This window comes from Acidiphilium sp. MT5 (assembly GCF_054767495.1).
Genome location: NZ_BAABMR010000019.1, coordinates 1 through 24,643 on the forward strand (window position 1 = coordinate 1; position 24,643 = coordinate 24,643).

Below are 24,643 nucleotides of genomic sequence, written 5' to 3' on the forward strand. Positions count from 1 at the left end.
GGGACGCCCGGCGCGATTGTCGCTGGCTCATGCGGCCAGCGCGGTTTCGGTCTTCGATATTTTACAGATCCAGGGCAACAATTCGTGCAAAGCATTCGCCTTGGTCGTGCCGGAGACAATGCGCTCAAGCACATCGACCAGATATGCATAGGGGTCGAGAACATTCAGACGCGCCGCGTTGATGCGCGAGACCCTTACCTATCGGCGCAATCGACACTATCGACACTATCGACAACGGGCTGCGTTACGATTGGGGACCCGTGAACCATCCATATCAATTCGCACTAATCCGCATCGGGATAGTAACCCTTTTTATCTCCCACAAAAATCGAAACGAGTTTTTTGTGATTAAAATCAGTATATTAAAGGTGATGTCTGGCGGAGGGGATGTCCGCCTAATTGATGTTCACTCTTATTCATAGAGTTTCTTTCACTTAATTGGACGCATATCCAGAATTTCTGAAGTAGTTTGCGCATTCCTGTGGTTTGAACTCGTTGAGCAAGGTTCCGATGCGTTTCCAGGTTGCCTCGACGGTGCGCTCGGCGGCCTTGCGGAGCAGGGTTTTGAGCTTTGCGAAGACCTGCTCGATGGGGTTCAGGTCTGGACTATAGGGCGGCAGGAACAGGAGCTTGGCACCAGCGTCACGAATGACTTTTTCGCACGGCTGGGTTTTTATGGCTGCCGAGATTGTCCATGATGACGATGTCCCCTGATGACAGCGTCGGCACCAGCATTTGCTTGATGTAGTCCGCAAAGCTTTTGCCGTTGATTGGCCCGTCAAGGACGAATGGGGCGTCGATGCGGTCAGAGCGCAGGGCGGCCAGGAAGGTCAGCGTTTTCCAGTGACCATGCGGAACTTTCGCGTGGAGGGGCGTGACCTGCGGCGACCAACCGCGTGTGCGGGTCATATTGGTCTTGGTCCAAGTCTCATCCAGAAAAACTAGCCGCTCAGGTGCCAGTCGGGCTTGATATTTTTTCCACAGTCGGCGTTTGCGGGCCACGTCCGGGCGATCCTGTTCGCTGGCGAACAGCGTTTTTTAAAGCTGAGCCGGGCGTCACGGACCAGACGCCAGACCGAAACTTCGCTGGTGACGACGCCGCGGGCTCTTAACTCAAGCGCCAGGGCCCGCATCGTCAAATCTTTCTCCTCCTCAAGTCGCCCAAGAATCCAAGCTTGGTGCAGCACCAGTGAGCGAGGTCGCCGGCGGCCTTGCGGCTTCGCCGCCGCACTCCCCGTCTGCCGCAACCGTTGCGACCACTTCACCGCACTCGAAACGCTCACCGAAAACAATGCCTTCCGGTAAGAATTACTGGATACGACCCTCCCTTGGCGGTGTTGTCGCGTCGCTTTGTTTTTTTCGCCAATATGTGACTAATAGTGAGTCACCGCCAATTCTGCTGGAGTGATGACATGAGCACTGAAATTAATAACGCGAAACTCTACACGATAAGGGAGGCTCGCGTTTTGTTATCTATAGGCAATACGATGATATGGAAACTCATCGGACGGGGAGACTTGGAGTGCTTGAAATTGGGTAGCCGCGCTCTGATTCCTGGCCGCTCAATCGCCGCGCTCATTGATGGCCTGCCGCGCCATCAGCCAAAGTCGACACTTTGAAATTGACGTATGCGGTCGTTGCAGTTCATGATGATTGTGACTACTGCTGATGACCCGGCTCCGCAATGCCTTCGCTATCCGTGATCGGTCATCTCGTTCGCGGTCTGGGCAACCAGCGTCCGTAGGGTTATAGATATTCGAGGTTTTGTAAACTGTTAAGGGAGTTTGAGACTCGGTTGTCACTGGCAATACACTAACCGGCCTGCTGATGTTGGCTATTACGGCTCGGCGCCGACTTCAGTTATTTCCGTCGTCCTGCCGCGCTCGATCCGCATTGGCAAGCCGCCGAACCCAGCACTTCCCGCGCCTTAATGTCTCGCCCCGCCAGCACTGCCTCCGCGGCAGAAAGGTCAAAACTGCCCGCAAATACCCCCAGCCGCCGGAACGCAATCCGCTCCGTCTCGCTCAGCAGCGCAAGATTCCAATCAATCAGCGCCCGCAACGTCTGCTCAGACGACGGGTGTTGTGCGCTGTGATCAGCCACACGCCCTCGCCATCGGAGTCCGGAGAGGCTGCAAGCTCGAAACTCTACCGCCCGCGATCGTAGATGATGTATTGGCAAAGCTCGCGACGATCCTGGAGTAGCTGTCGGTGGTGTTGTCCGGCAAGCGACTATCGCAGCAGTTGACCGAAATCGACCTCAAAGCGGCCATAGACAGGTAGACCAGCTGGCGCGGGAGGTTTATGAGCGGATCAGGCGGGGCGACAACTCAGAACCTCAGTCGTACATGCGGGGTATCGCAAATTCGCGATTTGACCCTCCTAGCTACCCTTAGGCAGGGTGTTCCTTAGGCCGAGTGTTTGGGGGTATGATTGGGGGTATTTCTTGATTATATTAAAATTAAATGTTGGAATATCATAGAATTACTTATGACTCGCGGTTCCCGCTACCGCTCCAATTTTCACGGATGATCCTTTACTGATGGGCCTTCGCTCCATACGGCACGGGGGCGATGCGGCAGGAGCGGGGGATGGGCGCGGTATAGCGCGTCCAATATTGGGTTTCGCCGAGCACCGGCAGGAGCAAATAGCCATGCAGCGCCAGCCGCCCGTGTGGCGTTAATCGCAGCGTCGCTTGATAGACATGGCCGCTGCGCGGATCGATGATATGCCCGCGCCAAACGCCGGGCGTGCGCGATGGCACGGCGGGTTGTAGCAGCGGAAAATCGCACTGGCTGTCACCCATATAATCGCGCGGCATGCGCGTGCCCCGATTAAGCTTGATGCCCACGAGCCGACCGCACAACGCGTCGGTGGGCAACGCCTGACCGGCTTGGGGCGATCCCGGCTGCGCGCGGCAGGTGGTGATTTGCACAACAGCGCCGCCCTGCGCGGTGAGCCAGTTTCCCACCGGCCCCAACGCATGCGCGCGGGCATTCGCACCATGAGCGGGCGCGAAACCGGCGAGGGTGACGCCGATCATGATCAGCGCCCGAGCGAAAATTCGTTGATTGATCATGGCAGTCATGTTGGACCGTTATGTTGGCGCGCAGCGTGTGACGATTAGCGCACGCCCACGCCCACGCCCACGCGCACGGACAGCTCGCATACGCAAATTGGCGGACTGACTGGCCATTCCGCACGCTTCGATACAAACTCGCCCGGCCCCCGGCAAGCCAGACGAGCACGATTAGCCATGGCTGTAACTTGTTCGATACAGCGGACGTAACATATAGTCGGGAGAGATTCACCGGATCGGGCGGTTGTGTTCACCCCCGCCAGCAGGATGAGGTTGTTCACATGCGTCTTTCATGGATTGGCTCGGCTGTGATTTTGGCCTGCCTTGCCAGCACGAGCTTGGCCCACGCCCAAAGCCTTAGCGGGGGCATTTGGAGCTTGCAGGATGAAAACGCCTCGATCAGCTCGCAGAACCCGACCGATCGGGATTATGTCAACGGGTTCCGGCTGAACTGGACCTCGCCGCGCGGCGATGTGCCGGGCGCGCTTGCCGGGCTGGGCCATGCGGTTTGGGGCGATGGCAGCCAGCGCATCAGCCTGGGCATTACCCAGAAAATTTTTACCCCGACCGATACCACAGTGACCAATCCGCCGCTCGGTGATGAGCCTTATGCCGGCTATTTGGCCGCGACGCTCGGGTTGATCCAAGACAGCGGCAATACGCGCTCCGTGCTGGCGGTGAGTGCCGGGGTGATTGGGCGCGATGCGGGTGCTGAAATTGTGCAAAACGGGTTTCACACCATCATCGGCCAGCATGGCACGCATGGCTGGGCCTATCAGTTGCCGAGTGAGCCGGCATTTGACCTGCTGGCATCGCGCACTTGGCGGGTGCCGGTGGGCCAGCTCGGCGCCTTGTCGGTGGATGCGCTGCCGCAATTGGCGGCGATGGTTGGCACCACGGAAATTTATGCCCAACCGGCTTTGACGCTGCGCATCGGCCAAGGGCTTGGCTCGGATTACGGCGCGCCGTTGCTGCGCCCTGGCCCCTCCGGCTCGACCGCCTATCGGGCGACGCGGCCTTTGGCGTGGTATGTGTTTGCCGGGGTGGCGGGCAAGCTGGTCGGGCATGATGAATTTTTGCAAGGGGCTGATTTCCAGACCAGCCGCAGCGTGCGCCCGTATCGTGCGGTTGGGCAAATCGATGTGGGGGCGGCGGTGCTTTGGCGCGGGCTGCGTTTCAGCTATACACAGGTTTTCCAAACGCGGCGCTATTATGGCGAGGTGGGGGCGATCCATGAATATGGGTCGTTCGCGATTTCCGGGCGATTCTAGAGCGTGACGTCACTCTATTTTCCGCTTCCCCACCATGGCTTGAATTGGATATGTTGGACCCGGAGGTTGAGGGTGCGATGAGCGATAATGATCGGCGAACCGGAACGGGAATTGGCACGGGGGTGGCAACCCGTGAGCGGGCAAAAACGCGCAAGCCCGCGCTCTATAAGGTTTTGATGCTGAATGATGATTACACGCCGATGGAATTCGTCGTGCATGTGCTGGAGCGGTTTTTCAGCAAAACACGCGAGGAAGCGACGCGGATCATGCTGAATGTGCATCGCCGGGGCGTGGGCGTTTGCGGTGTGTTCACCTATGAAGTTGCCGAAACCAAGGTGACGCAGGTGATGGACCTTGCCCGGCAAAGCCAGCATCCGCTGCAATGCACGATTGAGAAAGAATAATGCGCAGCCCCGGGGGCTGGGCGGTGTCTTGAGCATTTTTGTCTGGACAAGCGCGCGAATCGGCACAAGGATGCGGCCATGACAGGTTTTTTGCATCGGTGCCCCGCTTTTTTCCCAGCTTCGCTCATCATTGCGAAACTTTTGCCCGATATCATCTATCCTGCACGACGCTTGAGCGGCCCTTTTGCCGCAGCGGGCTTGACCGGAGCGGCGTGGGCCGCTCGCCGGAAGCCCGAATAAGGATCAATGCCATGCTGTCTCGGAATCTAGAACAAACCCTGCACCGCTCGCTGGCTTTCGCCGCCGAGCGTCGGCACGAATATGCCACGCTGGAGCATTTGCTGCTCGGCCTGATCGATGATGCAGACGCCACCACGGTGCTGCGCGCCTGCGGGGTCGATATTGAACGGCTGCGCCGCGAGACCACCGAATTTCTGGACAAGGATTTGGCCGGCCTCGCGATTGACCGGGCGGGCGATCCGAAACCCACCGCCGGATTCCAGCGTGTGGTGCAGCGCGCCGCGATCCATGTGCAATCCTCCGGGCGCGATGAGGTGACGGGGGCGAATGTGCTGGTGGCGCTGTTCTCCGAGCGCGAAAGCCATGCGGTGTTTTTTTTGCAAGCACAGGACATGACCCGGCTGGATGCGGTGAACTTCATCAGCCATGGCATTGCCAAATCGCCGGGTCGCTCGGTGCCACGCACACCGCAAGGCCAATCGGAGAGCGAGGGCGGCGAGCCGGAGGCCAAACCCAAGCGCGGGGCGGATGCGCTTGCGAATTATTGCGTGAATTTGAACAAAAAGGCGCAGTCCGGCAAAATTGATCCGCTGATTGGCCGCGAGTCTGAGATCGAGCGTACGATCCAAATTCTCTGCCGCCGGAGCAAAAATAATCCGCTCTTTGTGGGTGATCCGGGTGTCGGCAAAACCGCGATTGCCGAGGGGCTGGCCAAGCGCATCGTTGATGGCGAAGTGCCGGAAGTGCTGGCCAAAGCCACGATTTATGCGCTGGATATGGGTGCGCTGCTCGCAGGCACCCGCTATCGCGGTGATTTCGAGGAACGGCTGAAAGCGGTGGTGACCGAGCTGGAAGCATTGCCCGGTGCGGTGCTGTTCATTGATGAAATCCACACCGTGATTGGCGCTGGCGCGACCTCGGGCGGGGCGATGGATGCTTCCAATCTGCTCAAGCCGGCTTTGGCGTCCGGGGCGCTGCGCTGCATCGGCTCGACCACCTATAAGGAGTTCCGCACCTATTTCGAGAAAGATCGTGCGCTGGTGCGGCGCTTCCAGAAAATCGACGTGAACGAGCCTTCGATCGATGATGCGGTGAAAATTCTGCGCGGGCTGAAATCCGCCTACGAAAAACACCACAAGGTGCGCTACACTGACGAGGCGATCCGCGCTTCAGTTGAGCTATCGGCCAAATATATCCATGATCGGAAATTGCCGGATAAGGCGATTGACGTGATTGATGAGGTTGGCGCCTCGCGCATGTTGCTGCCCGAGGGTAAGCGGCGCAAGACCGTGACGTTGCGCGATGTTGAAGAAATCGTCGCGAAAATCGCGCGCATCCCGCCCAAATCGGTCTCTGCGGACGACAAAGAAACGCTGCGCACGCTGGAGCGCGATCTGAAATCGATGGTGTTCGGCCAGGACGGTGCGATTGAGGCGCTATCGGCGGCGATCAAACTGGCCCGCGCCGGGCTGCGCGACGCGGAAAAGCCGATTGGCTGTTATTTGTTCTCCGGCCCGACCGGTGTGGGCAAAACCGAAGTCGCGCGGCAATTGGCGAGCACGCTGGGGATTGAACTAACCCGGTTTGACATGTCCGAATATATGGAGCGCCATTCGATCAGCCGATTGATCGGCGCGCCGCCGGGCTATGTTGGTTTCGATCAGGGCGGGTTGCTGACCGATGCGATTGATCAGCATCCGCATTGCGTGCTGCTGCTCGATGAAATCGAGAAGGCGCATCCGGATTTGTTCAATATTTTGCTGCAAGTGATGGATCACGGCAAACTAACCGATCACAACGGCAAAAATGTTGATTTCCGCAATGTCATCCTGATCATGACCACCAATGCCGGGGCGGCGGACATGGCGAAGGCGGCGATTGGCTTTGGTCGCGTGTCGCGGCTTGGCGAGGATGACGAGGCGATCAAGCGGATGTTCACCCCGGAATTCCGCAACCGGCTGGATGCGATCATCCCGTTCGCAGGACTAACGCCGGAAGTGGTGGCGCAAGTGGTCGAGAAATTCGTGATGCAGCTCGAAGCGCAGCTCGCGGATCGCAATGTCACCATCGAGCTCTCCTCGGCGGCGAAAGAGTTCCTGGCCGAACGGGGCTACGACCCGCTTTATGGCGCACGGCCGCTGGCCCGCGTGATCCAGGAATTGATCAAGAAAAAGCTTGCCGAGGAGCTATTATTTGGCAAGCTGGTCGCGGGCGGCTCGGTCAAGGTCACGATGCGCGATGGTGAATTGGCGTTCGATTTCGCCGAAGCCACCAAGCCCGCTTTGCCGCGTCCTGAAAGCGGCGAAGAAGAACAGACGCCGCAAGAAGCCCAGTGAGGTTACGTTAACCGAACCCCTCGCTCGATCAATATTGATCGGCGCATCATCGCCGGGGCGTGATTGTTGCTCAGCAATCACGCTCCCAGCGCCGCGCCAATGGCGCGCGGCAGCGCGGCGCGGTTGAGGGTATAGATGTGAAAATGCTTCACGCCCTCAGCGCGGAGCCGTCGGCACAATGTTAGGGCGAAATCAATCGCGAACTGATCGCGTTGCTCGGGAACCTCATCGAGCCCGTCAAGCTGTTGGTCAAAGCCGGGCGGAATGGTCAGGCCGCAGCGCTGGGCGAAATTGCGCAATTGCGCGACATTCACAATCGGCATGATGCCGGGGATCATGGGGGCTTTGATGCCGGCCTGGGCGGCGCGGTCACGCAGGCGCAGGAACGCGTCCGCGTCGAAAAAGAAATTGGTGAGAATTTGGTCCGCCCCCGCATCGATTTTTGCTTTGAGATAATCCAAATCGGCATCCGTGCCGATTGAATCCGGGTGCCCATCCGGATAGGCCGCGACCGAGATTTCAAACGGCGCGACCATTTTCAGCGCCGCGACCAAGTCGCGGGCATTGGTGAACCCGTTTGGGTGCTGGGCAAAATTCGCACCGCTGCGCGGCTTGTCACCGCGGAGCGCCACGATATGGCGCAGCCCCGCCTGCCAAAAGCGCCGGGCGATGGCGAGGGTGGTGGCGCGATCGGTATCGACACAGGTCAAATGGGCAGCGGCGGGAATGCCGGTTTGCGCGGCAATCGCCGTAGCGGTGCTTTCGGTATGATCGCGCGTGGTGCCGCCCGCGCCATAGGTAACGGTAACCAGGCGCGGCGCCAGCGGCGCCAATTCGGCGACCGTGCTCCACAGGGCGGCGCGTGCGGCCTCGGTTCGGGGGGGAAAAAACTCGAATGATAAGGCGATATCACGCATCGTCTTGCACCTCCGCGCCCCCATCCGACGGTGCCGACAGGGCGGGGAGCGGGTCCGCCGACGCGTGCGCCAGCCATAAATTGATCGTGAGTGAGCCGCCGGCGAGTGGCGTTGGCGGTGCGGGCGTCAGCCCGGCGGCGGTGAACCAGGCGCTCATATGAGCATCGCTGAAGCCAAGCCGGGCATGGGCGTGGCGGGTGCGCAGCGCTTCATGATCATGCGGCGCAAAATCAATGACCAAGAGCCGACCGCCCGGCGCCAAAATCCGCGCCGCCTCCGCAATCGCGGCTTGGGGCTGCTGGGCGTAGTGCAACACTTGGTGAATAATCACGACATCCGCGCAGGCGCTCAGCAGCGGCAGCGCGAACATATCGCCCTGGCGCAGCTCGACATGGGCGAGCGCTGCGGCCAGGTCTGGCCTCGCCAACTTGGCGCGAGCGTGACGCAGCATTTCCGGGCTGCGATCAATCCCGATCACGCGCTGCGCCAGCCCGCCGAATAATTCGATCATCCGGCCGGTGCCGGTGCCAATATCGACCAAACACCCAATCGGCGCGGGTCCGAGTGCGGCACGGATCGCCCCCTCGACAATCGCCTCGGCGATGTGCAGGGCGCGCATCGCGTCCCATTCGGCGGCGTGGGCGTTGAAATAATCTTCGGCGGCCCGGGCTCGATCCGCACGAACCGCCGCCAGCCGCGCATGATCGGCGCGCACCCAATAATCCTCGGCGGCGCCATGGCTCCACGCGTCGAGCGCCGCAAGCAAGGGCGTGATCACGCTGGGATCACCCAGGCTGAGGAACACCCAGCTCCCCTCCTTGCGCCGCTCGATCAACCCGGCATCCGCCAGAATTTTCACATGGCGCGAGACCCGTGGCTGGCTTTGTCCGAGCACTTGCGCCAATTCGCCAATCGAGAGCTCCATGGCGCGAAGCAGCCAAATCATCCGCAAGCGGGTGGGGTCAGCGAGGGCGGCGAAAATATCGAGGCTGATTTTCATAATATCATTATAAAAATATCTTTATATATGTCAAGATACAGAGAGTTCCTAGTTTATCGGACCAAAACATCGATATTCGCTGGATTCTCTGGCTTTGAGTGCCCTGATAGCGGCAATTTTATCCAAATATAAGATAACAATATCTGTATATCCGCATTTTTTGAGTTGACTCTGACATAGAACTAATCTCAAAGACGCATGTCGCGAGGCTACCGCATCGGGTCGGCTCGATGCCCACGGGGCCTCGACCGCGTCAGGAGGACAAAATTAATGGTTGAAATTGCCGTCGCTACGCTTGGTTTTCCCCGCATTGGCGCCAAGCGCGCCCTGAAGACGGCCCTGGAACATTATTGGACCGGCACCAGCGACGCGGCGGCGCTGCTCACCACCGCCGCCGCGCTGCGGGCCAACGCTTGGCAGCAACAACAAGCGTGCGGGGCGACGATCATCCCGTCAAATGATTTCTCGCTCTATGATCATGTGCTCGACATCTCTGCCATGGTGGGTGCGCTGCCCGGCGCGCCTGATCTCGACGCTTATTTCACCGCCGCACGCGGCTCATCGCGGAACGAAACCGCGTGCGCCCACGCGCATGCCCCAACCACCGGGCAGGATCACCAGCCCGCCGCTGAAATGACCAAATGGTTTGACACGAATTATCATTATCTGGTGCCGCGCTTTCACCCCGCGCAATCATTTCGCCTCAGCAGCACCAAGCCGCTCGATGAATATCGTGAAGCGCGGCAGCTCGGCCTGCATACCCGCCCGGTCCTGCTGGGGCCAGTGAGCTATCTATTACTCGGCAAGAGCGAACAGCGGGATTTTGATCCGCTCACCCTGCTCCCCGGCCTGGTTGCGGTATACGCCGAAATGCTCAGCGCCCTGGCCGATGCCGGTGCGGACTGGGTGCAAATCGATGAACCTTGCCTAACGCTGGACCTGACCGAGCCAGGCAGGGCCGCCTATCGCAGCGCCTACGCGTCCTTGCACGCCGCCGTGCCGCACCTGAAATTGATGCTCACCACCTATTTCGGCGCGCTCGATGATAATCTGACCACCGCGCTCGCACTCCCGGTGCAGGGGCTGCATATCGATCTGGTGCGCGCGCCCGAGCAACTCGAACCGGTGTTAGCGGCAGCGCCGGCCGATTGGGTGCTGTCGCTCGGCGTGATCGATGGGCGCAATATCTGGCGGGCGGATTTGGCGGCGATTCTTGATTGGCTGGAGCGGGTGGCGCAGCGCCGATCGCATCTGGTTCTCGCCCCCTCCTGCTCGCTGTTGCATGTGCCGATCGATTTGACCCACGAGACCAAGCTTAATCCTGAAATTCGCGACTGGCTGGCCTTCGCCACCCAAAAAATCGGCGAATTATCGGTGCTGGCCCAAGCGCTCACCCAGGGTCGCGCGCGCGTCGAGCCGGCGCTGCGCGCGGCCAGTGCTGCACAAAGGGCACGGCGCCATTCCCCGCGCATTCATCAGCCAGCCGTCAAGGAACGCGCTGGCCAGACCGATCCAGCGCTGAGCCGCCGTGCCAGTCCTTACCAGCTGCGCCACGCGGTGCAAGCGGCAAAGCTGCGCCTGCCCCCCTTCCCCACCACCACCATCGGCTCATTTCCGCAAACCACCGAAATCCGCCAGGCCCGCGCCGATTTTGCCAAAGGCCGTATCGATCAAGCGCAATACCAATCTCAGTTGCAGGACGAAATCACGCGCGCGGTGCAGTGGCAGGATTCGATTGGCCTTGATGTGCTGGTGCATGGCGAATTCGAGCGCAATGACATGGTGCAGTATTTTGGCGAACAGCTCGATGGCTTCGCCTTCACCACCCATGGCTGGGTGCAATCTTATGGCTCGCGCTGCGTGCGCCCGCCGATCATTTATGGCGATGTGGCGCGCCCGCACGCGATGACCATCGATTGGTGGCGCTATGCCCAATCGCTCACCCACCGCCCGATGAAAGGCATGTTGACCGGGCCAGTGACGATCCTGAACTGGTCCTTCGTGCGCGATGATCAGCCCCGCGCGCAGACCTGCCGGCAAATTGCCTTCGCCATCCGCGATGAGGTTACCGACTTGGAAGCCGCCGGTGCGGCGATCATCCAAATCGACGAGGCGGCGTTGCGCGAAGGGTTGCCGCTGCGCCGGCGCGACTGGTCATCCTATTTGGCCTGGGCCGTCGAGGCGTTTCGGATCAGTGCGTCCGGCGTGGCCGACGCCACGCAAATCCATACCCATATGTGCTATTCGGAGTTCAACGACATTATCGAGGCGATTGGCGCGATGGATGCCGATGTCATCTCGATTGAAACCGCCCGCTCGCGCATGGAATTATTGGACGCGTTCGCCACCTACCATTATCCCGCCGCGATGGGGCCGGGTGTGTATGATATTCACTCGCCCGCAATCCCCACGGTCGATGCCATGACCAGCTTGCTCAAGGCTGCGACCCATCGGCTGCCCGCCGAGCAAATTTGGGTCAACCCCGATTGCGGGCTGAAGACGCGGCATTGGCCGGAAGTGCGTGCGGCCCTCGATCATATGGTGCAAGCGGCGGCTCTGTTGCGCGCCACCGGGCATACGCCGTGATCGCTGCCCTATTTTGATCATATTGATCGTTCACTTGATGGGAGCGTGGCGGGCGGCGATCAGCACTGCCCGCCCATCTTGGCCTCATCGCTCAAATCATTGTGGAGATCCGTCATGCCCCGCACCACCCGCATCCTGCGTCAATCGCTTCTCGTCGCCGGTTTGATCGGCATCACGCTCGGCCTGTCCGGCTGCGGCTATACGCCGGGCCAGCGCGCTTTGTCCGGCGGCGCCATTGGTGCTGGCACCGGCGCGGTGATCGGCGCGGTCACCGGCACCGGCCCGGCCGGCGGCGCGTTGATCGGCGGTGCAATCGGTGCGGTCGCTGGTGCGGTGACCAATCCGAACACCATCAATCTCGGTCGCCCGCTGCGCTAAACCTGCCGCTACCCGCTTTGATTGATCGGCTGCGACGATTGAATTAATCGGCGCACGCCCCTCCCCCAGCGCGCCCTCTATGCCGCATATATCGGCATAGAGGAGCAATCATGCCCGAAGACTCAATCCATTATGACAAGCCGATTGGCGATCAGGTGGCCTACACCACCTGCTATATGTGCGCGTGCCGTTGCGGCATCAAAGTTCATCTGAACGACGGCAAGCTACGCTATATCGAAGGCAATCGCGATCACCCGATCAATCGTGGTGTGCTGTGCGCCAAAGGCTCTGCCGGGATCATGACCGCCTTGTCGCCCGCGCGGCTGCGCAAGCCGCTCAAGCGCGTGGGACCGCGCGGGGCGGGTGAGTTCGTCGAGATCGAATGGGACGAGGCCATGGATATCGCCACCTCTCGGCTGGCCCATATCCGCGCGACCGACCCGAACAAGCTCGCTTTGTTCACCGGGCGCGATCAGTCGCAATCGCTGACCGGCTATTTTGCGCAAATGTTCGGCACGATGAATTTTGCCGCCCATGGTGGTTTCTGCTCCGTGAACATGGCGGCGGCAGGGCTGTATTCGATGGGCGGCGCGTTCTGGGAGTTTGGCGAGCCTGACTGGGACCATGCGAAATTATTTCTCCTGTTTGGCGTTGCCGAAGATCATGATTCCAACCCGATGAAATTGGGATTGGCCAAGCTCAAAGAACGCGGCGCCAAAATCATCACCATCAATCCGGTGCGCACCGGCTATTCGGCGATTGCCGATGAATTTGTTGGCATCACCCCCGGCACTGACGGGTTGTTTGTGCTCTCCTTAATTCATTGCCTGCTGCAATCAGGAAAAATCGATACCGAGTTTCTAGTGCGCTACACCAACGCCCATCATCTGGTGATCGATGCGCCCGGCATGGCCGATCATGGCTTGATCGCCCGCGATGAAAATGGCGCGCCCCTCGCTTACGACCGAACCGGCAATCATCTTGCACCGGCCAACAGTCTCGCGATCGACCCGGCTTTATTGGGCCGGTTTGCCTTGGCGGATGGCCGCATGGCGCAGCCCGCCTTCGCCCTGCTCGCCGCCCGCTATACCGATGCGGCCTATGCACCAGAGACGGTGGCGGAACGCTGTGGTATTGACGCCGCTACGATCCGCCGGATCGCCGCAGAAATCGCTGAAATAGCCTTCAACCAAGCCATATCGATCGATCAGCCCTGGATTGATAGCGCTGGGCGCCGCCATGAAACCATGACCGGACGCCCGGTGGCGATGCATGCGATGCGCGGCATCTCCGCCCATTCCAACGGGTTTCATACCTGCCGGGCAATCCATGTGCTGCAAATGCTGCTCGGTGCGGTCGATACGCCCGGCTCCTGGCGCTATAAATCGCCCTATCCGAAGCCGATTCCCGCAGGCCCGCCGCCGGGCGGTGCGAAGCGGCACGCAAATGGCAGCCTGACCACGGCCCCGCTTGGTTTTCCCACCGGCCCTGCCGATTTGCTCGTCGATGATGACGGCGAAGCTTTGCGTTTGGATCGGGCATTCTCGTGGGACGCCCCGCTTGGGATTCACGGCCTGATGCATATGGCGATTGCCGAAGCGCATGCGGCTGGGCCTGAAAAAATCGATACGTTATTTTTGTTTATGGCCAATATGGCGTGGAACTCGGCGATGAATCCCGGCGAGACCACGCGCATGCTCACCGATTGCGATGAGAAGGGTCAATATCGCATCCCCTTTGTGATTTATGCCGACGCGTTCTTCTCGGAGACCGTTCCGTATGCCGATTTGGTGCTGCCCGACACCACCTATTTGGAGCGGCATGATTGTATTTCGTTGCTGGATCGGCCCATCGGCTCGGCGCATGGCCCCGCCGATGCGATCCGCGCGCCGGTGCTGGTGCCGGATCGTGATGTCAGGCCATTTCAAGATGTGTTGATCGACCTCGCCGGTCGGCTTGCACTCCCAAACTTTGTTGATGACCAGGGCAATAAAATCTATACGAGCTATGCCGATTATATGGTGCGCCATCAACGCAAGCCCGGCCTTGGTCCACTCGCGGGCTTTCGCGGCGAAGCGGGCGATGTGCCGGGGCGCGGCGCGCCCAATCCTGAGCAGATCAATCGATATATCGAGAATCACGGCTTCTGGCAGTATCATCTGCCCGCCGAGCAGCTTTACTATAAGCACCATAACCAAGCCTATTTGCAGGGCGCGAAGGCGATGGGCTTCATTGAGTCTGATGCGCCGATCACGCTCAATCTCTATTGTGAAATTCTGCAAAAATTTCGTCTCGCCGGCGAAAATCATGGCCCCCGGGTGCCGCCGGCACGGCTCCGCGCCTCGATTATGCGCTTCATGGACCCGTTGCCAATCTGGTATCCGCCGGTTGAAGAGGCGCTGAGTGATCCGCACATGTTTCCGCTGCATGCAATCACGCAGCGGCCAATGGCGATGTATCATTCCTGGGGATCGCAAAATGCTTGGCTGCGCCAAATTCTTTCAGAAAATCGGCTTTATCTGCATCGCAGCCTCGCCGCCGAGCACGGGCTGGTTGATGAGGATTGGGTGCAAGTCACGTCGCGCAATGGCACGTTAAAATGTCAGGTGCGATTGATGGACGGGCTGAACCCTAACACGGTTTGGACCTGGAATGCGATTGGCAAACGCGCCGGGGCTTGGGCGTTAGTGAAAGACGCACCAGAGGCCAAGCGTGGGTTTTTGCTCAATCATTTGATCTCGGAATATCTGCCGGCCAGCGAGGCCGGCCATCGCGCCAGCAATTCCGATCCGGTGACCGGTCAGGCGGCGTGGTTTGACTTGACGGTGCGCTTGGAAAAATGCGCAGCCGACACCAATCCAGTTACCGAGCCGAGCATGCCTGATCTCAGCGCGCCTTTTGCCCTCAACCATCCGATCATTTTGCGCCACGCCGCGCCGGAGCACGCGACATGACCAGTCTGCCACAACCCCTGCCCGGCGCGACCAAACTGGGGCTGGTGATTGATTTGGACACCTGTGTCGGGTGTCATGCCTGCGCGGTCAATTGCAAAGAATGGAACACGGGCGGCCATCATGCGCCGTTGCCCGATCACCAGCCCTATGGCGCCGAGCCGGACGGGGTGTGGTTCAACCGGATCCATTCCTATGAAGCGCAAGCCTCCGGGTGCGGCGGGCGCACCGTCAATTTCCCGCGCTCCTGCCTGCATTGTGAACAGCCGCAATGCGTAACGGTCTGCCCCACCGGTGCATCCTATAAGCGCGCTGAAGATGGGATTGTGCTGATCAACACTGATATTTGCATCGGCTGCAAATTGTGCTCCTGGGCCTGCCCGTATGGCGCGCGCGAGTTTGATGAGGATGCGGGGGTGATGAAGAAATGCACACTCTGCATCGATCGGATATATAACACCGCGTTACCAGAAGCCGAGCGTGAGCCGGCCTGCGTGGCAACCTGCCCGTCACGCGCACGGCATTTTGGCGATTTGGGCGATCCTGACAGCGCGGTTTCGAAATTGGTTGCGGCGCGTGGTGGAGTCGCGCTGATGCCTGAATTGGGGTATCAGCCGACCAATCGTTATTTGCCGCCGCGCAAGGCGCAGATTGCGCTGCCCCCTGCGGAGGCGCCAATGCAGCCGGGGGCTGGGGTTGGGGCTGCATTGTTATCCTTGCTCGATCGGGTCTTGTCGCGATGAAACCGGCCAACTCCGTTTTGCTGCTAACCACCTTGACCGGCTTTGGGTATGGGTTACTCGCGTGGCTTGGGATTTTTGCCGCACTTGGCCTGTTGCCGCATCGCGCCTGGCTGGTTCCCGTTGGTATCGCCGTCGCGTTGGGCTTGGCGAGTGCCGGATTGATCGCCTCCACGCTGCATCTTGGCCGACCGGAACGGGCTTGGCGGGCCTTCAGCCAATGGCGCTCATCCTGGCTGTCACGCGAGGGGGTCGCGGCAATATTGACTTATCTCCCGGCGCTGGCTTTTGCGGCCTTATGGTGGGGGGTGGGGCCGAGCGCGGCGAGCACCCGGCTGATGGGGTTGTTGGCCGCTGTTGCTGGACTGGGTACGGTTTATTGCACGGCGATGATTTATGCGAGCCTCAAGCCGATCCGCCAATGGCATAATCAGCATACCGCACCCGATTATATGATCTTTGCGCTATTTTCTGGCGGGTTGCTGTTTGCTGCCGCCTTGGCGTTGACCGGTGCTGCGCTGAGCTTAGTGGTATCACTCGCGCTGGTGATGACGATCATTGCGGCACTCGCAAAGAATGCTTATTGGCGCTTCATCGATCAACAAACGCCTCTAACCACGCTCGCCTCGGCGACTGGCCTTGCGGCCTTTGGTCCGGTGACCACGCTCGATCAGCCGCATTTTACCGAGAATTATATTCTGCGTGAAATGGGCTATCAGATTGCCCGCAAGCACGCGGCCAAGCTGCGGCGGTTGGTGCTGCTGATCGGCTTTGCCGGCCCTGCCTTGCTGCTGCTGTTGGCGCTCGCCGGGATTGCGCCCAACTTTGCCACCCTTCTCGCCGTGATCCTGGCTGCGATTGGGTTATTTGCTGAACGGTGGCTCTTCTTTGCCGAGGCGACCCATGTGGCGGCGATGTATTATGGGCGCCCCGGCTAGAGCGTAATTGATGATCAGCAATTACGCTCTAGCCTTTGTTTGCCGATCAATTTCATTGGTTAAGCTTGAATCTGTCGATCAGACCTCAACCAATATTGATCTGATTGTTAGGCGGCGGAGCGGATGGCCGCCTCGCGCACCCGATCATCGACCAAATCGGCAAAGCTCGCGAAATTAGCTTCAAATCGCGCGACCAGATCACCAGCCATGCGGTCATAGGCGGCAGGATCGGGCCAGGATTGGCGCGGATCGAGGATCGCGGAGGGCACACCCTCAACTGCGACCGGCACCATCAGCCCAAAGACCGGATCGCGGCGGAATTCACCGCGATCAAGCGCGCCGGAGAGTGCGGCATTGAGCAAAGCGCGGGTATGTTTGATCGAAATGCGCTGGCCGGTGCCATAGGCGCCGCCGGTCCAGCCAGTATTGACCAGCCAGCACGAGGCTTGATGCTCGGCGATCAATTTTGCCAGCAATTCGCCATAGATTTTCGGATGGCGCGGCAAGAACGGTGCGCCAAAGCAGGTGGAAAACGTGGCTTGCGGCTCGCGGCCCAGGCCCTTTTCGGTGCCGGCGACCTTGGCGGTGTAGCCGGACATGAAATGATACATCGCCTGCTCGGGCGTGAGTTTGGCGATGGGCGGCAACACACCGAACGCATCGGCAGTGAGCATCACCACATGTTTCGGCTGCCCGCCCCGGCCGCTGAGCTCGACATTGGGGACGAAATCAATCGGGTAGCAGGCGCGGGTGTTTTCGGTCAGGGTGCGATCCGCGAGATCGACCACGCCACGGGGATCGGCCACGACATTTTCCAACACGGTGCCGAAACGATGGCTGGCCGCATAAATTTCCGGCTCGGCCTCGGCGGAGAGATCGATCACCTTGGCGTAGCAACCACCTTCGAAATTGAACACACCATCAACACTCCAGCCATGCTCGTCATCGCCGATCAGGCGGCGTTGGGGATCAGAGGAGAGGGTGGTTTTGCCGGTGCCAGACAGGCCAAAGAACAGCGCGACATCATCCGCCTTGCCGATATTCGCGCTGCAATGCATGGGCAGCGTGCCGCTCGCTGGCAAAATCCAGTTCATCACGGTGAAAATCGATTTCTTGATCTCGCCCGCATATTGCGAACCAGCAATGATGATTTGCCGCTCGGCGAAGGAGAGCGCGATGGCGGTGCTGGAGCGCACCCCATCAATCGCGGGGTCGGCTTCGAATTCGGGGGCGTGCAAAATCACGTAATCTGGCTCGAAATTCGCCAGTTCCTGGGTGGTCGGGCGGATGAACATGTTGCGGGCGAACAAAGCTTGCCAAGCGTTGGTGGTGACCAGACGCACCCGGATGCGCTGCTTGGGGTCTGCGCCTGCGAATAAATCTTGGGTGAAGAGTTCGCGGTTTTGCAAATAGGCTTGCACTCGCCCGCGCAGCACGGCGAATTTTTCGGCGGGCAGGCGCTGATTGACCTTGCCCCACCAGATGTCCTGGGTGGTGGCTGGTTCATCGGCCACGAATTTATCGGCGACTGACCGGCCCGTATGCACGCCGGTTTCCACCATCAGCGCACCATCCGCCGATAAGCGCCCCTCACCGCGCCGCAGCGCATGCGCCACCAGCGCAGCACGGGTCAGATTGGCGTGGACTTGGTTTTGGCCGACCGGCTGATGCGCGGGGCCGCAATGCAGGCCCGTGCCAGCGAGCGGACCAAAGCCGTGCGCGGCGCTGGGCGGGGTGGTCGTTGCATGCGGCGCGGTCGCGCCATGGGGTGCGGTGGTGTTCATGGTCGGTTTCCTCTCGCGGTCTCAAAATCAGCCGCAGCCCGGTTCGATTTGATCGGCGAACGTCTCAATCGAGACGCCGCCCAACCCGATCCGATCTGGCAATGCGCTGGGCAACTGTCAACCATGCGCTGCAGCATCGCCGCCTTGCGCCAGACGGACTATTTCTTGCCGCAATTCGGCTGGATTGGATAATTTTCGGTCAAACTCAACGCGCAGCACTGTCTCATCCTTGACGAGATCCAAGCCGTCCGGATCGATGGCCGCGAGGTTCCAGCCGGGTTGGGCGTGACCATGCCGGGCGGCAATTTGATCAAGGAGGCCGGGATCAAGCAGGCCCAGATCAAGCGTGGGCGGCTGATCGCGCAGGTCCGCGAGCCAGGCGGGGTCTGGCCGGAGGTGGGCGGGATCGAGCGTGGCGGCGCGGGCGAAGCCGCCGACGAAGCGGGCTTCGGTGATCTCGATCCGGAATAAGCCGAAATCGGCGAAATCGGCATAGAGCCGGGCGTAAGGGTGGATCGCGAGGTAGCGGGCGCGGTCCGTCGGGTCGTCGCTGCGCCGGGCGTGGCCGGTCAGGGACAGGCGCGGGCTGGTTTGTGGATTGGCATCCGAGGCCGGGCCGACCAGCAGCAGGGCGCAGGCGCTGTGCTGGGCCAAGGCGTTGGTGTGGGCCGCGAGGGTGGAGAGCAGAAGCAACGGCGCCCCATCCGCCGCGATGGCGGGGGTGACCAAGGCTTGCAGGGGTCGATGATCGGCGATGACGGCCAAACTGGCGACCCGGCAGCCGCGCAACAGGCGGCGGGCGGCGCGATCGATGGGTTCGGATCCGGGTACCACTTGCGTTGTCCTTCCATTCAAGTCACGTCTTAGCCAGATTCCTGCAAGACCCATTCCGGCAAAGCGAGCTCCATGAAACATACCATCGCCCTGGTCGATGACGACCGCAATATCCTTGAGAGTGTGCAAATGACCCTGGAACAAGAAGGGTTCATTGTGCGCACCTATACAGATGGCGAATCGGCCCTGCAGGGTCTGCTCGCCAAGCCCGCCGATCTGGCGGTGCTGGACATTAAAATGCCCCGCATGGATGGCATGGAAGTGTTGCAGCGGCTGCGCACCCGCTCGGCGATGCCGGTGATTTTTTTGACCAGCAAGGATGACGAACTTGATGAGCTGATGGGGCTGCGGCTGGGGGCAGATGATTACATCACCAAGCCGTTCAGCCAGCGTTTGTTGCTGGAGCGGATTCGCACTCTGTTGCGGCGCAATGAAACCTCGCGTGCCGAAGGGTCGGGTGCGGCGCCGAGCGGGGTGATTACCCGTGGGCATTTGACGCTGGATGAGACCAAGCATCAATGTTTGTGGAAAGGGTTGGATATTCAGCTCACGGTGACCGAATTTTTGCTGGTCAAGGCCCTGGCGGCGCGGCCCGGCATGGTGAAGTCGCGCGATCAATTGATCGATGCGGCCTATGGTGAGAGCGTTTATGTGGATGACCGGACCATTGATAGTCACGTCAAGCGCCTGCGCAAAAAATTTCGCGCCTGCGATGAGGAGTTCGATCAGATCGAGACGCTCTACGGCATTGGCTATCGCTATAAGGAGGCGTGAGCATCGTGCATTTGCGGCGCCGCCTTTCGCCGCTGCTGCTGCGGATTCTATTGGTCAATGTGTTGCCCATCGCATTGATTGTGGTGTCGCTGCTGTATCTCGATCAATATCAGCGGGGATTGCTGACCGCTGAGGTGACGGCGTTGCGCGAGCAGGCGCGGATTTATGCTGGCGCGCTCGCGGAATCGGCGCTGGAGACCAATGCGGCCAATCAGCAGGTGCTCAACCCGGATTTGGCGCGGCCTTTGCTCTATCGGCTGATTGCGCCCACACCGAATGCGCTCGCGCTGATTTATGGGCCTGATGGGCAGGTGGTGGCCAATTCGCGAGTGCGCGAGGGGCCTGGCGGGGCGATTATCACCGAGAAATTGCCGCAGGCCGCGCCGCGTGGCTGGTTCGCCCGGCTGGTGAGCACGGTCTATGACCAGTTTTCCAGTTTTCTGCCACGCGGGCGTGAATTGCCCTCGGGGAGCGATGAGGCGCTGAAATCCGGGTGGCAGCCCGGCGTGCGCGAGACGTTGCGGCTGACCACCAAAGCCACGCCGCATCATGAATCGCCACCCTTCATTCGCCGCGCCCCGGATGGGCGGTTGCTGGTGACGGTGGCCGAGCCGATTGTGCGGGCTGGGCATGAGATGGGGGTGGTGCTGCTGACCCGCGAAGCCGGCGGGGTGGACCGGGCGGTGTTTTCGATCCGGGTGTCGATTTTGGGGTTGTTTGGCGTGGCGATTGCGCTGACGATTTTGCTCAGCCTGTATTTGGCGCGCACGATTGCCACACCATTGCTGCGGCTCGCGCAATCGGCCACGCGGTTGCGCGAGGGGCGGGTGGCGATGGCGGAGCCGGTGCCGCCGAGCATTGCCGCACGGCAGGATGAAATTGGCGCGCTGGCCAGGGCGCTCGAAAATTCGGCGCAGGCGCTGTGGGCGCGGATGGATGCGATTGAGCGGTTCGCCGCCGATGTGGCGCATGAGATTAAAAATCCGCTCTCCTCGATCCGCTCGGCGATTGAGACGATTGGGCGGATGAATGATCCGGCCCGTGCCGCGCGGCTGCTGGAGATTATTGCGCAGGATGTGCGGCGATTGGACCGGCTGATTTCGGATATCAGCGATTCTTCGCGGTTGGATTCGGAAATGTCGCGGGTGGCGATGGAGCCGGTTGATCTCGCGCCGGTGCTGGCGGCCTTGGTGGAAATTCATCAGGCGACGCGCGATGCCGAGGCCCCGATTTTGGAGCTGGATGCGCCGCGCGTGGGGCTGGTGGTGCGCGGCGCGGAGGGGCGGCTGGTGCAGGTTTTGCGCAATTTGCTGGGCAATGCGATTTCCTTCAGCCCGCCGGGCGGCGCGCATATTTGGCTGCGCGGGCGGGCGACCGGCAATGTGATTGAAATTGCCATCGAGGATGAGGGGCCGGGGATACCGGATGCGAAATTGGACCGGATTTTTGACCGGTTTTACTCCGAACGACCGCAGAGCGAAGGGTTCGGCAGCCATTCGGGGCTTGGCTTGTCGATCAGCCGCCAAATTATCGAAGCGCATCAAGGCCGGATTACCGCCGAGAACCGGCGGGCGAGCGATGGGCGGATTATCGGGGCGCGGTTTGTGATCAGGCTGCAAAAATTCACGGCCTGACGGCGGGATTTTGCGCCGCCACCGCCAAGCCGTGCGTTAAGGCTCATGTTAGGTGAGATGATGCACCGTCTGCAGGCCGTAAACCGGCGTTGGTATGCCGACCTGCCGAGCTTTGAGCTGGAGCGCCAGATAGAGCGAGTAATGGCGCGACTGGTGAAGATTACCGCCATGGAACCAGAGATTTTGCTGCTGGGTCGGTTTCCACATATTGCGCTGCTCGCCCTCCCAGGGGCCAGGGTCTTTCGGGGTGTTCGACCCAAGGCCCCAGACTTTGCCCACTTTATCGGCGACCTCTTGGCTGATCAGATCGGCGGCCCAGCCATTCATCGAGCCATAGCCAGTAGCATACACGATGAGATCCGCCGGAAGCTCTTCACCATCGGCCATTTTCACGCCGGTTTCGGTGATTTCATCAATCGCGACGCCGCTTTTGAGCTTGATGCTGCCATCGATCACCAGATCACAGGCGCCGACATCGATATAATAACCCGATCCACGGCGCAGATATTTCATGAACAGGCCAGACTCGTCGGCGCCGAAATCGAGCATGAAGCCGGCTTTTTCGAGGGCGGCGTAGAATGCCGCGTCTTTTTCGCGAATGGCGTTATAAACCGGGATTTGGAACTCATGCAGAATCCGGTAGGGCAGCGAGGCGAAAATCATGTCCGCTTTGCGGGTGGTGACGCCAGTCGCGACCGCTCGTTCGGAATATAAATCGCCAAGGCCGATTTCCATCAGCGACTCTGAGCGGACGATATGAGTGGTGGAGCGTTGGACCATGGTGACGTCAGCGCCATGTTCCCAAAGGGCGGCGCAAATATCATGCGCGGAATTATTCGACCCGATGACGACGACTTTCTTGCCGGTATAGGCATCGGGGCCGGGATGTTGGGAGCTGTGATGCTGCTCGCCCCGGAAGCGATCCATGCCTTTGAACGACGGAATATTCGCCTTGCCGGACATGCCGGTTGCGAGCACAAGCTGGGTTGGGCGGAGTTCGATGCTCTCGCCATCGCGGTCCACCATGACGCGCCAGGTGTTGCTGGCGTCATCGAACGTCGCGCTGTTGACGGTTGTGCGGGTCCAGTAATTAATATCCATGACTTTGGTGTACATTTCCAGCCAGTCGGCAATTTTGTCTTTGGGGGAAAAGACCGGCCAGTTGGCGGGAAAATCGATATAAGGCAGGTGGTCATACCAAACCGGGTCATGCAGGCAGAGCGATTTGTAGCGCTTGCGCCATTGATCGCCGGGGCGGTCATGCTTGTCGGCCACGATGGTGGGCACGCCGAGTTGCCGCAGCCGCGCACCAAGGGCGATGCCGCCCTGCCCGCCCCCGACGACGAGGACATAAGGCTGGGTTTCATAACCCAGCGTGCTCGCTTCCGCCGCGCGCTGCTCCTGCCAGCTCTGCCGGCCCCGGCGCACGCCATGTTCGGCCCCCATCGGCCGGCGCAGGTTTTTGGGTTCTTCATGGCCTTTGAGTTCGGCAAGGGCGGTCAGCAGCGTCCAGGCTTTGCCGTCTTGCAGGCGCAGCAGCCCCTCGCCACGACCGATTTTGGTCTCAAAGGTCAGCCAAGCCTCGATCACGCCGCCGGACTCGGTTGGCGGTTCGGCGAGGGCGAAGGTGACCGGGCGGACATTGTCCAGCGTTGCCGCCAGCATGTCATGCACGCCGCTCGGGTTCTCGACGGTTTTGATGTTCCAGGTAAAGGCGATCAAATCGCGCCAAAAGCTGACCGGCGCAAACAGGTTCGCGGCTGCTTGCGCATCGCCCGCGTTCAAGGCTTGATTAAACTGATCGAGCCAGGCTTGGGCGGTGCGTTGGGCGGCGGTGATCGGGCTTGGTTTGTCAATGATCATGTCGTTCATGGTTTGCGTTCATCCCTTGGTTTTTTGACGCCACGTTAGGCAGCGTTTTTGGCGATAAGCGGGGTGGTTCGCCGCAACGATCAAGCGATCCCTCAATCGTGCGGGCCATCAAATCGGCGAGCCGCGTGCGGGCCGTAACAAGCCTTGAGGCGAACCGGGCATGGCGTGTTATCATTCGCGCCTCAACGGTCAATGATAGATCGGAGCGAAATCATGTCAAGCTATTGATGAACCGATACGCGCCTTGCGGCGCTCATCGCCAACATACCCGAACCCAGATTTTTGCTCCTTTTCGCTCCTTTTCGTTTTGATTCCGTAACAATCTGGGCATGATTCTACGCTTAGCGCTCGAAGTTGATTTTTGGGCTGGAGGTGGGCGCATAGATATGGCCGGGGAGTGTGGGGCGTGGCGGAGCGGGAGGGTATTTTGCCAGCATATAGTCGTAAAATGACGGCTCTGGTTTTTTGCTCCGCCGCGCTGGTTTGCGCGCCGGTTTTTGCTCCGGTTTGCGCGGTTTGCGCGGTAATTTGAGGTAAGCGGGGAGCGGGATCGCGAGCATGTGGCAGATTGGGCGCAGCACGCGACCGATGCGGGGATTTTCGGCGTAGAGGAGCGACAAGCCAGGGTCTTCGAGGAAGCGGATGAGATGACCGCGAACATAGGGGATGTGGTGGCCGGGGAAGGTTTGCAACAGCCAGCCCTTTTGCCCCGGAATTTCGCGCCTTTTGGCCGTGCGGGGCTGTGACGCTGGCTCCGGCGCGGTTTGAGCTTTCGCCCCGGGTTTCCGTTTGCGGATGGGGCGGGGATTGCAGGAGAGAGAACGGAAACGGAGCGAAAGAGCGGAAATACGGTGCCAGACGGCCCATGTGTGGACGGCCCGGTGAGGTCAAGAGCTGACGTTGCAA

Annotated in this window: 20 protein-coding genes and 1 pseudogene; 11 read left to right on the forward strand and 10 right to left on the reverse strand. The window is 60.2% G+C overall.

Annotated elements, in window-relative coordinates:
• Nucleotides 1-27: 27 nt before the first annotated feature.
• Both ACYUCQ_RS15425 and ACYUCQ_RS15430 read right to left on the reverse strand, forming a co-directional pair.
• Nucleotides 28-183 (reverse strand): transposase domain-containing protein, encoded by a 156-nt coding sequence (locus ACYUCQ_RS15425; RefSeq protein ID WP_460255466.1) that lies wholly within the window; start codon nt 181-183, stop codon nt 28-30.
• 251 nt (nt 184-434) lie between these two features.
• A pseudogene (locus tag ACYUCQ_RS15430) lies at nt 435-909 on the reverse strand (IS630 family transposase).
• Nucleotides 910-1,412: 503 nt separating this feature from the next.
• On the opposite strand from ACYUCQ_RS15430, the gene ACYUCQ_RS15435 reads away from it, so the two are divergent.
• Entirely contained in the window at nt 1,413-1,619 is a 207-nt protein-coding gene (locus ACYUCQ_RS15435; protein ID WP_460255448.1) for a helix-turn-helix domain-containing protein, read from the forward strand.
• A 241-nt stretch (nt 1,620-1,860) separates the two neighbouring features.
• Here the strand turns inward: ACYUCQ_RS15435 and ACYUCQ_RS15440 are convergent, their stop codons facing one another.
• Nucleotides 1,861-2,103, reverse strand: coding sequence for a hypothetical protein (locus tag ACYUCQ_RS15440; RefSeq protein WP_460255449.1), 243 nt, complete (start codon nt 2,101-2,103; stop codon nt 1,861-1,863).
• 432 nt (nt 2,104-2,535) lie between these two features.
• Nucleotides 2,536-3,087 (reverse strand): DUF2147 domain-containing protein, encoded by a 552-nt coding sequence (locus tag ACYUCQ_RS15445; RefSeq protein ID WP_460255450.1) that lies wholly within the window; start codon nt 3,085-3,087, stop codon nt 2,536-2,538.
• A 272-nt stretch (nt 3,088-3,359) separates the two neighbouring features.
• Between ACYUCQ_RS15445 and ACYUCQ_RS15450 the strand changes: the two genes are divergently transcribed.
• From ACYUCQ_RS15450 to clpA, 3 genes are all read left to right on the forward strand, one after another.
• Entirely contained in the window at nt 3,360-4,349 is a 990-nt protein-coding gene (locus tag ACYUCQ_RS15450; RefSeq protein ID WP_460255451.1) for a lipid A deacylase LpxR family protein, read from the forward strand.
• A gap of 77 nt (nt 4,350-4,426) precedes the next feature.
• Nucleotides 4,427-4,753, forward strand: coding sequence for an ATP-dependent Clp protease adapter ClpS (clpS, locus tag ACYUCQ_RS15455; RefSeq protein WP_460255452.1), 327 nt, complete (start codon nt 4,427-4,429; stop codon nt 4,751-4,753).
• A 251-nt stretch (nt 4,754-5,004) separates the two neighbouring features.
• On the forward strand, nt 5,005-7,329 hold the full coding sequence (clpA, locus tag ACYUCQ_RS15460; protein ID WP_460255453.1) for an ATP-dependent Clp protease ATP-binding subunit ClpA: 2,325 nt from the start codon (nt 5,005-5,007) through the stop codon (nt 7,327-7,329).
• Nucleotides 7,330-7,406: 77 nt separating this feature from the next.
• On the opposite strand, the gene metF is transcribed toward clpA, so the two are convergent.
• Complete coding sequence (gene metF / locus ACYUCQ_RS15465; RefSeq protein ID WP_460255454.1) at nt 7,407-8,246, reverse strand: methylenetetrahydrofolate reductase [NAD(P)H]; 840 nt, start codon at nt 8,244-8,246, stop codon at nt 7,407-7,409.
• Entirely contained in the window at nt 8,239-9,246 is a 1,008-nt protein-coding gene (locus ACYUCQ_RS15470) for an ArsR/SmtB family transcription factor (RefSeq protein ID WP_460255455.1), read from the reverse strand. The genes metF and ACYUCQ_RS15470 overlap by 8 nt, the downstream gene beginning before the upstream one ends.
• 279 nt (nt 9,247-9,525) lie before the next feature.
• Here ACYUCQ_RS15470 and metE point away from each other — a divergent pair, with 279 nt between their 5' ends.
• The 5 genes from metE (at nt 9,526) to ACYUCQ_RS15495 (ending at nt 16,839) form a co-directional block, all read left to right on the forward strand.
• Complete coding sequence (gene metE / locus ACYUCQ_RS15475) at nt 9,526-11,832, forward strand: 5-methyltetrahydropteroyltriglutamate--homocysteine S-methyltransferase (RefSeq protein WP_460255467.1); 2,307 nt, start codon at nt 9,526-9,528, stop codon at nt 11,830-11,832.
• A 114-nt stretch (nt 11,833-11,946) separates the two neighbouring features.
• Nucleotides 11,947-12,210: a YMGG-like glycine zipper-containing protein gene (locus tag ACYUCQ_RS15480; protein ID WP_460255456.1), complete on the forward strand. Its 264-nt coding sequence runs from the start codon at nt 11,947-11,949 to the stop codon at nt 12,208-12,210.
• Nucleotides 12,211-12,320: 110 nt separating this feature from the next.
• Nucleotides 12,321-15,164: a molybdopterin oxidoreductase family protein gene (locus tag ACYUCQ_RS15485; protein ID WP_460255457.1), complete on the forward strand. Its 2,844-nt coding sequence runs from the start codon at nt 12,321-12,323 to the stop codon at nt 15,162-15,164.
• Nucleotides 15,161-15,904 (forward strand): 4Fe-4S dicluster domain-containing protein, encoded by a 744-nt coding sequence (locus ACYUCQ_RS15490; RefSeq protein ID WP_460255458.1) that lies wholly within the window; start codon nt 15,161-15,163, stop codon nt 15,902-15,904. Before ACYUCQ_RS15485 ends, ACYUCQ_RS15490 begins: the two co-directional genes overlap by 4 nt.
• Entirely contained in the window at nt 15,901-16,839 is a 939-nt protein-coding gene (locus ACYUCQ_RS15495) for a dimethyl sulfoxide reductase anchor subunit family protein (protein ID WP_460255459.1), read from the forward strand. Before ACYUCQ_RS15490 ends, ACYUCQ_RS15495 begins: the two co-directional genes overlap by 4 nt.
• Before the next feature lie 107 nt (nt 16,840-16,946).
• Here the strand turns inward: ACYUCQ_RS15495 and ACYUCQ_RS15500 are convergent, their stop codons facing one another.
• Both ACYUCQ_RS15500 and ACYUCQ_RS15505 read right to left on the reverse strand, forming a co-directional pair.
• Complete coding sequence (locus ACYUCQ_RS15500; RefSeq protein WP_460255460.1) at nt 16,947-18,623, reverse strand: phosphoenolpyruvate carboxykinase; 1,677 nt, start codon at nt 18,621-18,623, stop codon at nt 16,947-16,949.
• Between the two features lie 117 nt (nt 18,624-18,740).
• The gene (locus ACYUCQ_RS15505; protein WP_460255461.1) at nt 18,741-19,457 is read right to left on the reverse strand and encodes a HugZ family pyridoxamine 5'-phosphate oxidase; all 717 of its coding nucleotides are present in this window, start codon (nt 19,455-19,457) and stop codon (nt 18,741-18,743) included.
• Between the two features lie 72 nt (nt 19,458-19,529).
• On the opposite strand from ACYUCQ_RS15505, the gene ACYUCQ_RS15510 reads away from it, so the two are divergent.
• Nucleotides 19,530-20,231: a response regulator transcription factor gene (locus tag ACYUCQ_RS15510; protein WP_460255462.1), complete on the forward strand. Its 702-nt coding sequence runs from the start codon at nt 19,530-19,532 to the stop codon at nt 20,229-20,231.
• On the forward strand, nt 20,228-21,865 hold the full coding sequence (locus ACYUCQ_RS15515; RefSeq protein ID WP_460255463.1) for a sensor histidine kinase: 1,638 nt from the start codon (nt 20,228-20,230) through the stop codon (nt 21,863-21,865). Before ACYUCQ_RS15510 ends, ACYUCQ_RS15515 begins: the two co-directional genes overlap by 4 nt.
• Nucleotides 21,866-21,913: 48 nt before the next feature.
• On the opposite strand, the gene ACYUCQ_RS15520 is transcribed toward ACYUCQ_RS15515, so the two are convergent.
• Together ACYUCQ_RS15520 and ACYUCQ_RS15525 are read right to left on the reverse strand one after the other, a co-directional pair.
• Entirely contained in the window at nt 21,914-23,737 is a 1,824-nt protein-coding gene (locus ACYUCQ_RS15520; protein ID WP_460255464.1) for an NAD(P)/FAD-dependent oxidoreductase, read from the reverse strand.
• 341 nt (nt 23,738-24,078) lie between these two features.
• A complete protein-coding gene (locus ACYUCQ_RS15525; RefSeq protein ID WP_460255465.1) occupies nt 24,079-24,429 on the reverse strand; it encodes a hypothetical protein in 351 nt (116 codons plus the stop codon).
• Nucleotides 24,430-24,643 lie beyond the last annotated feature (214 nt).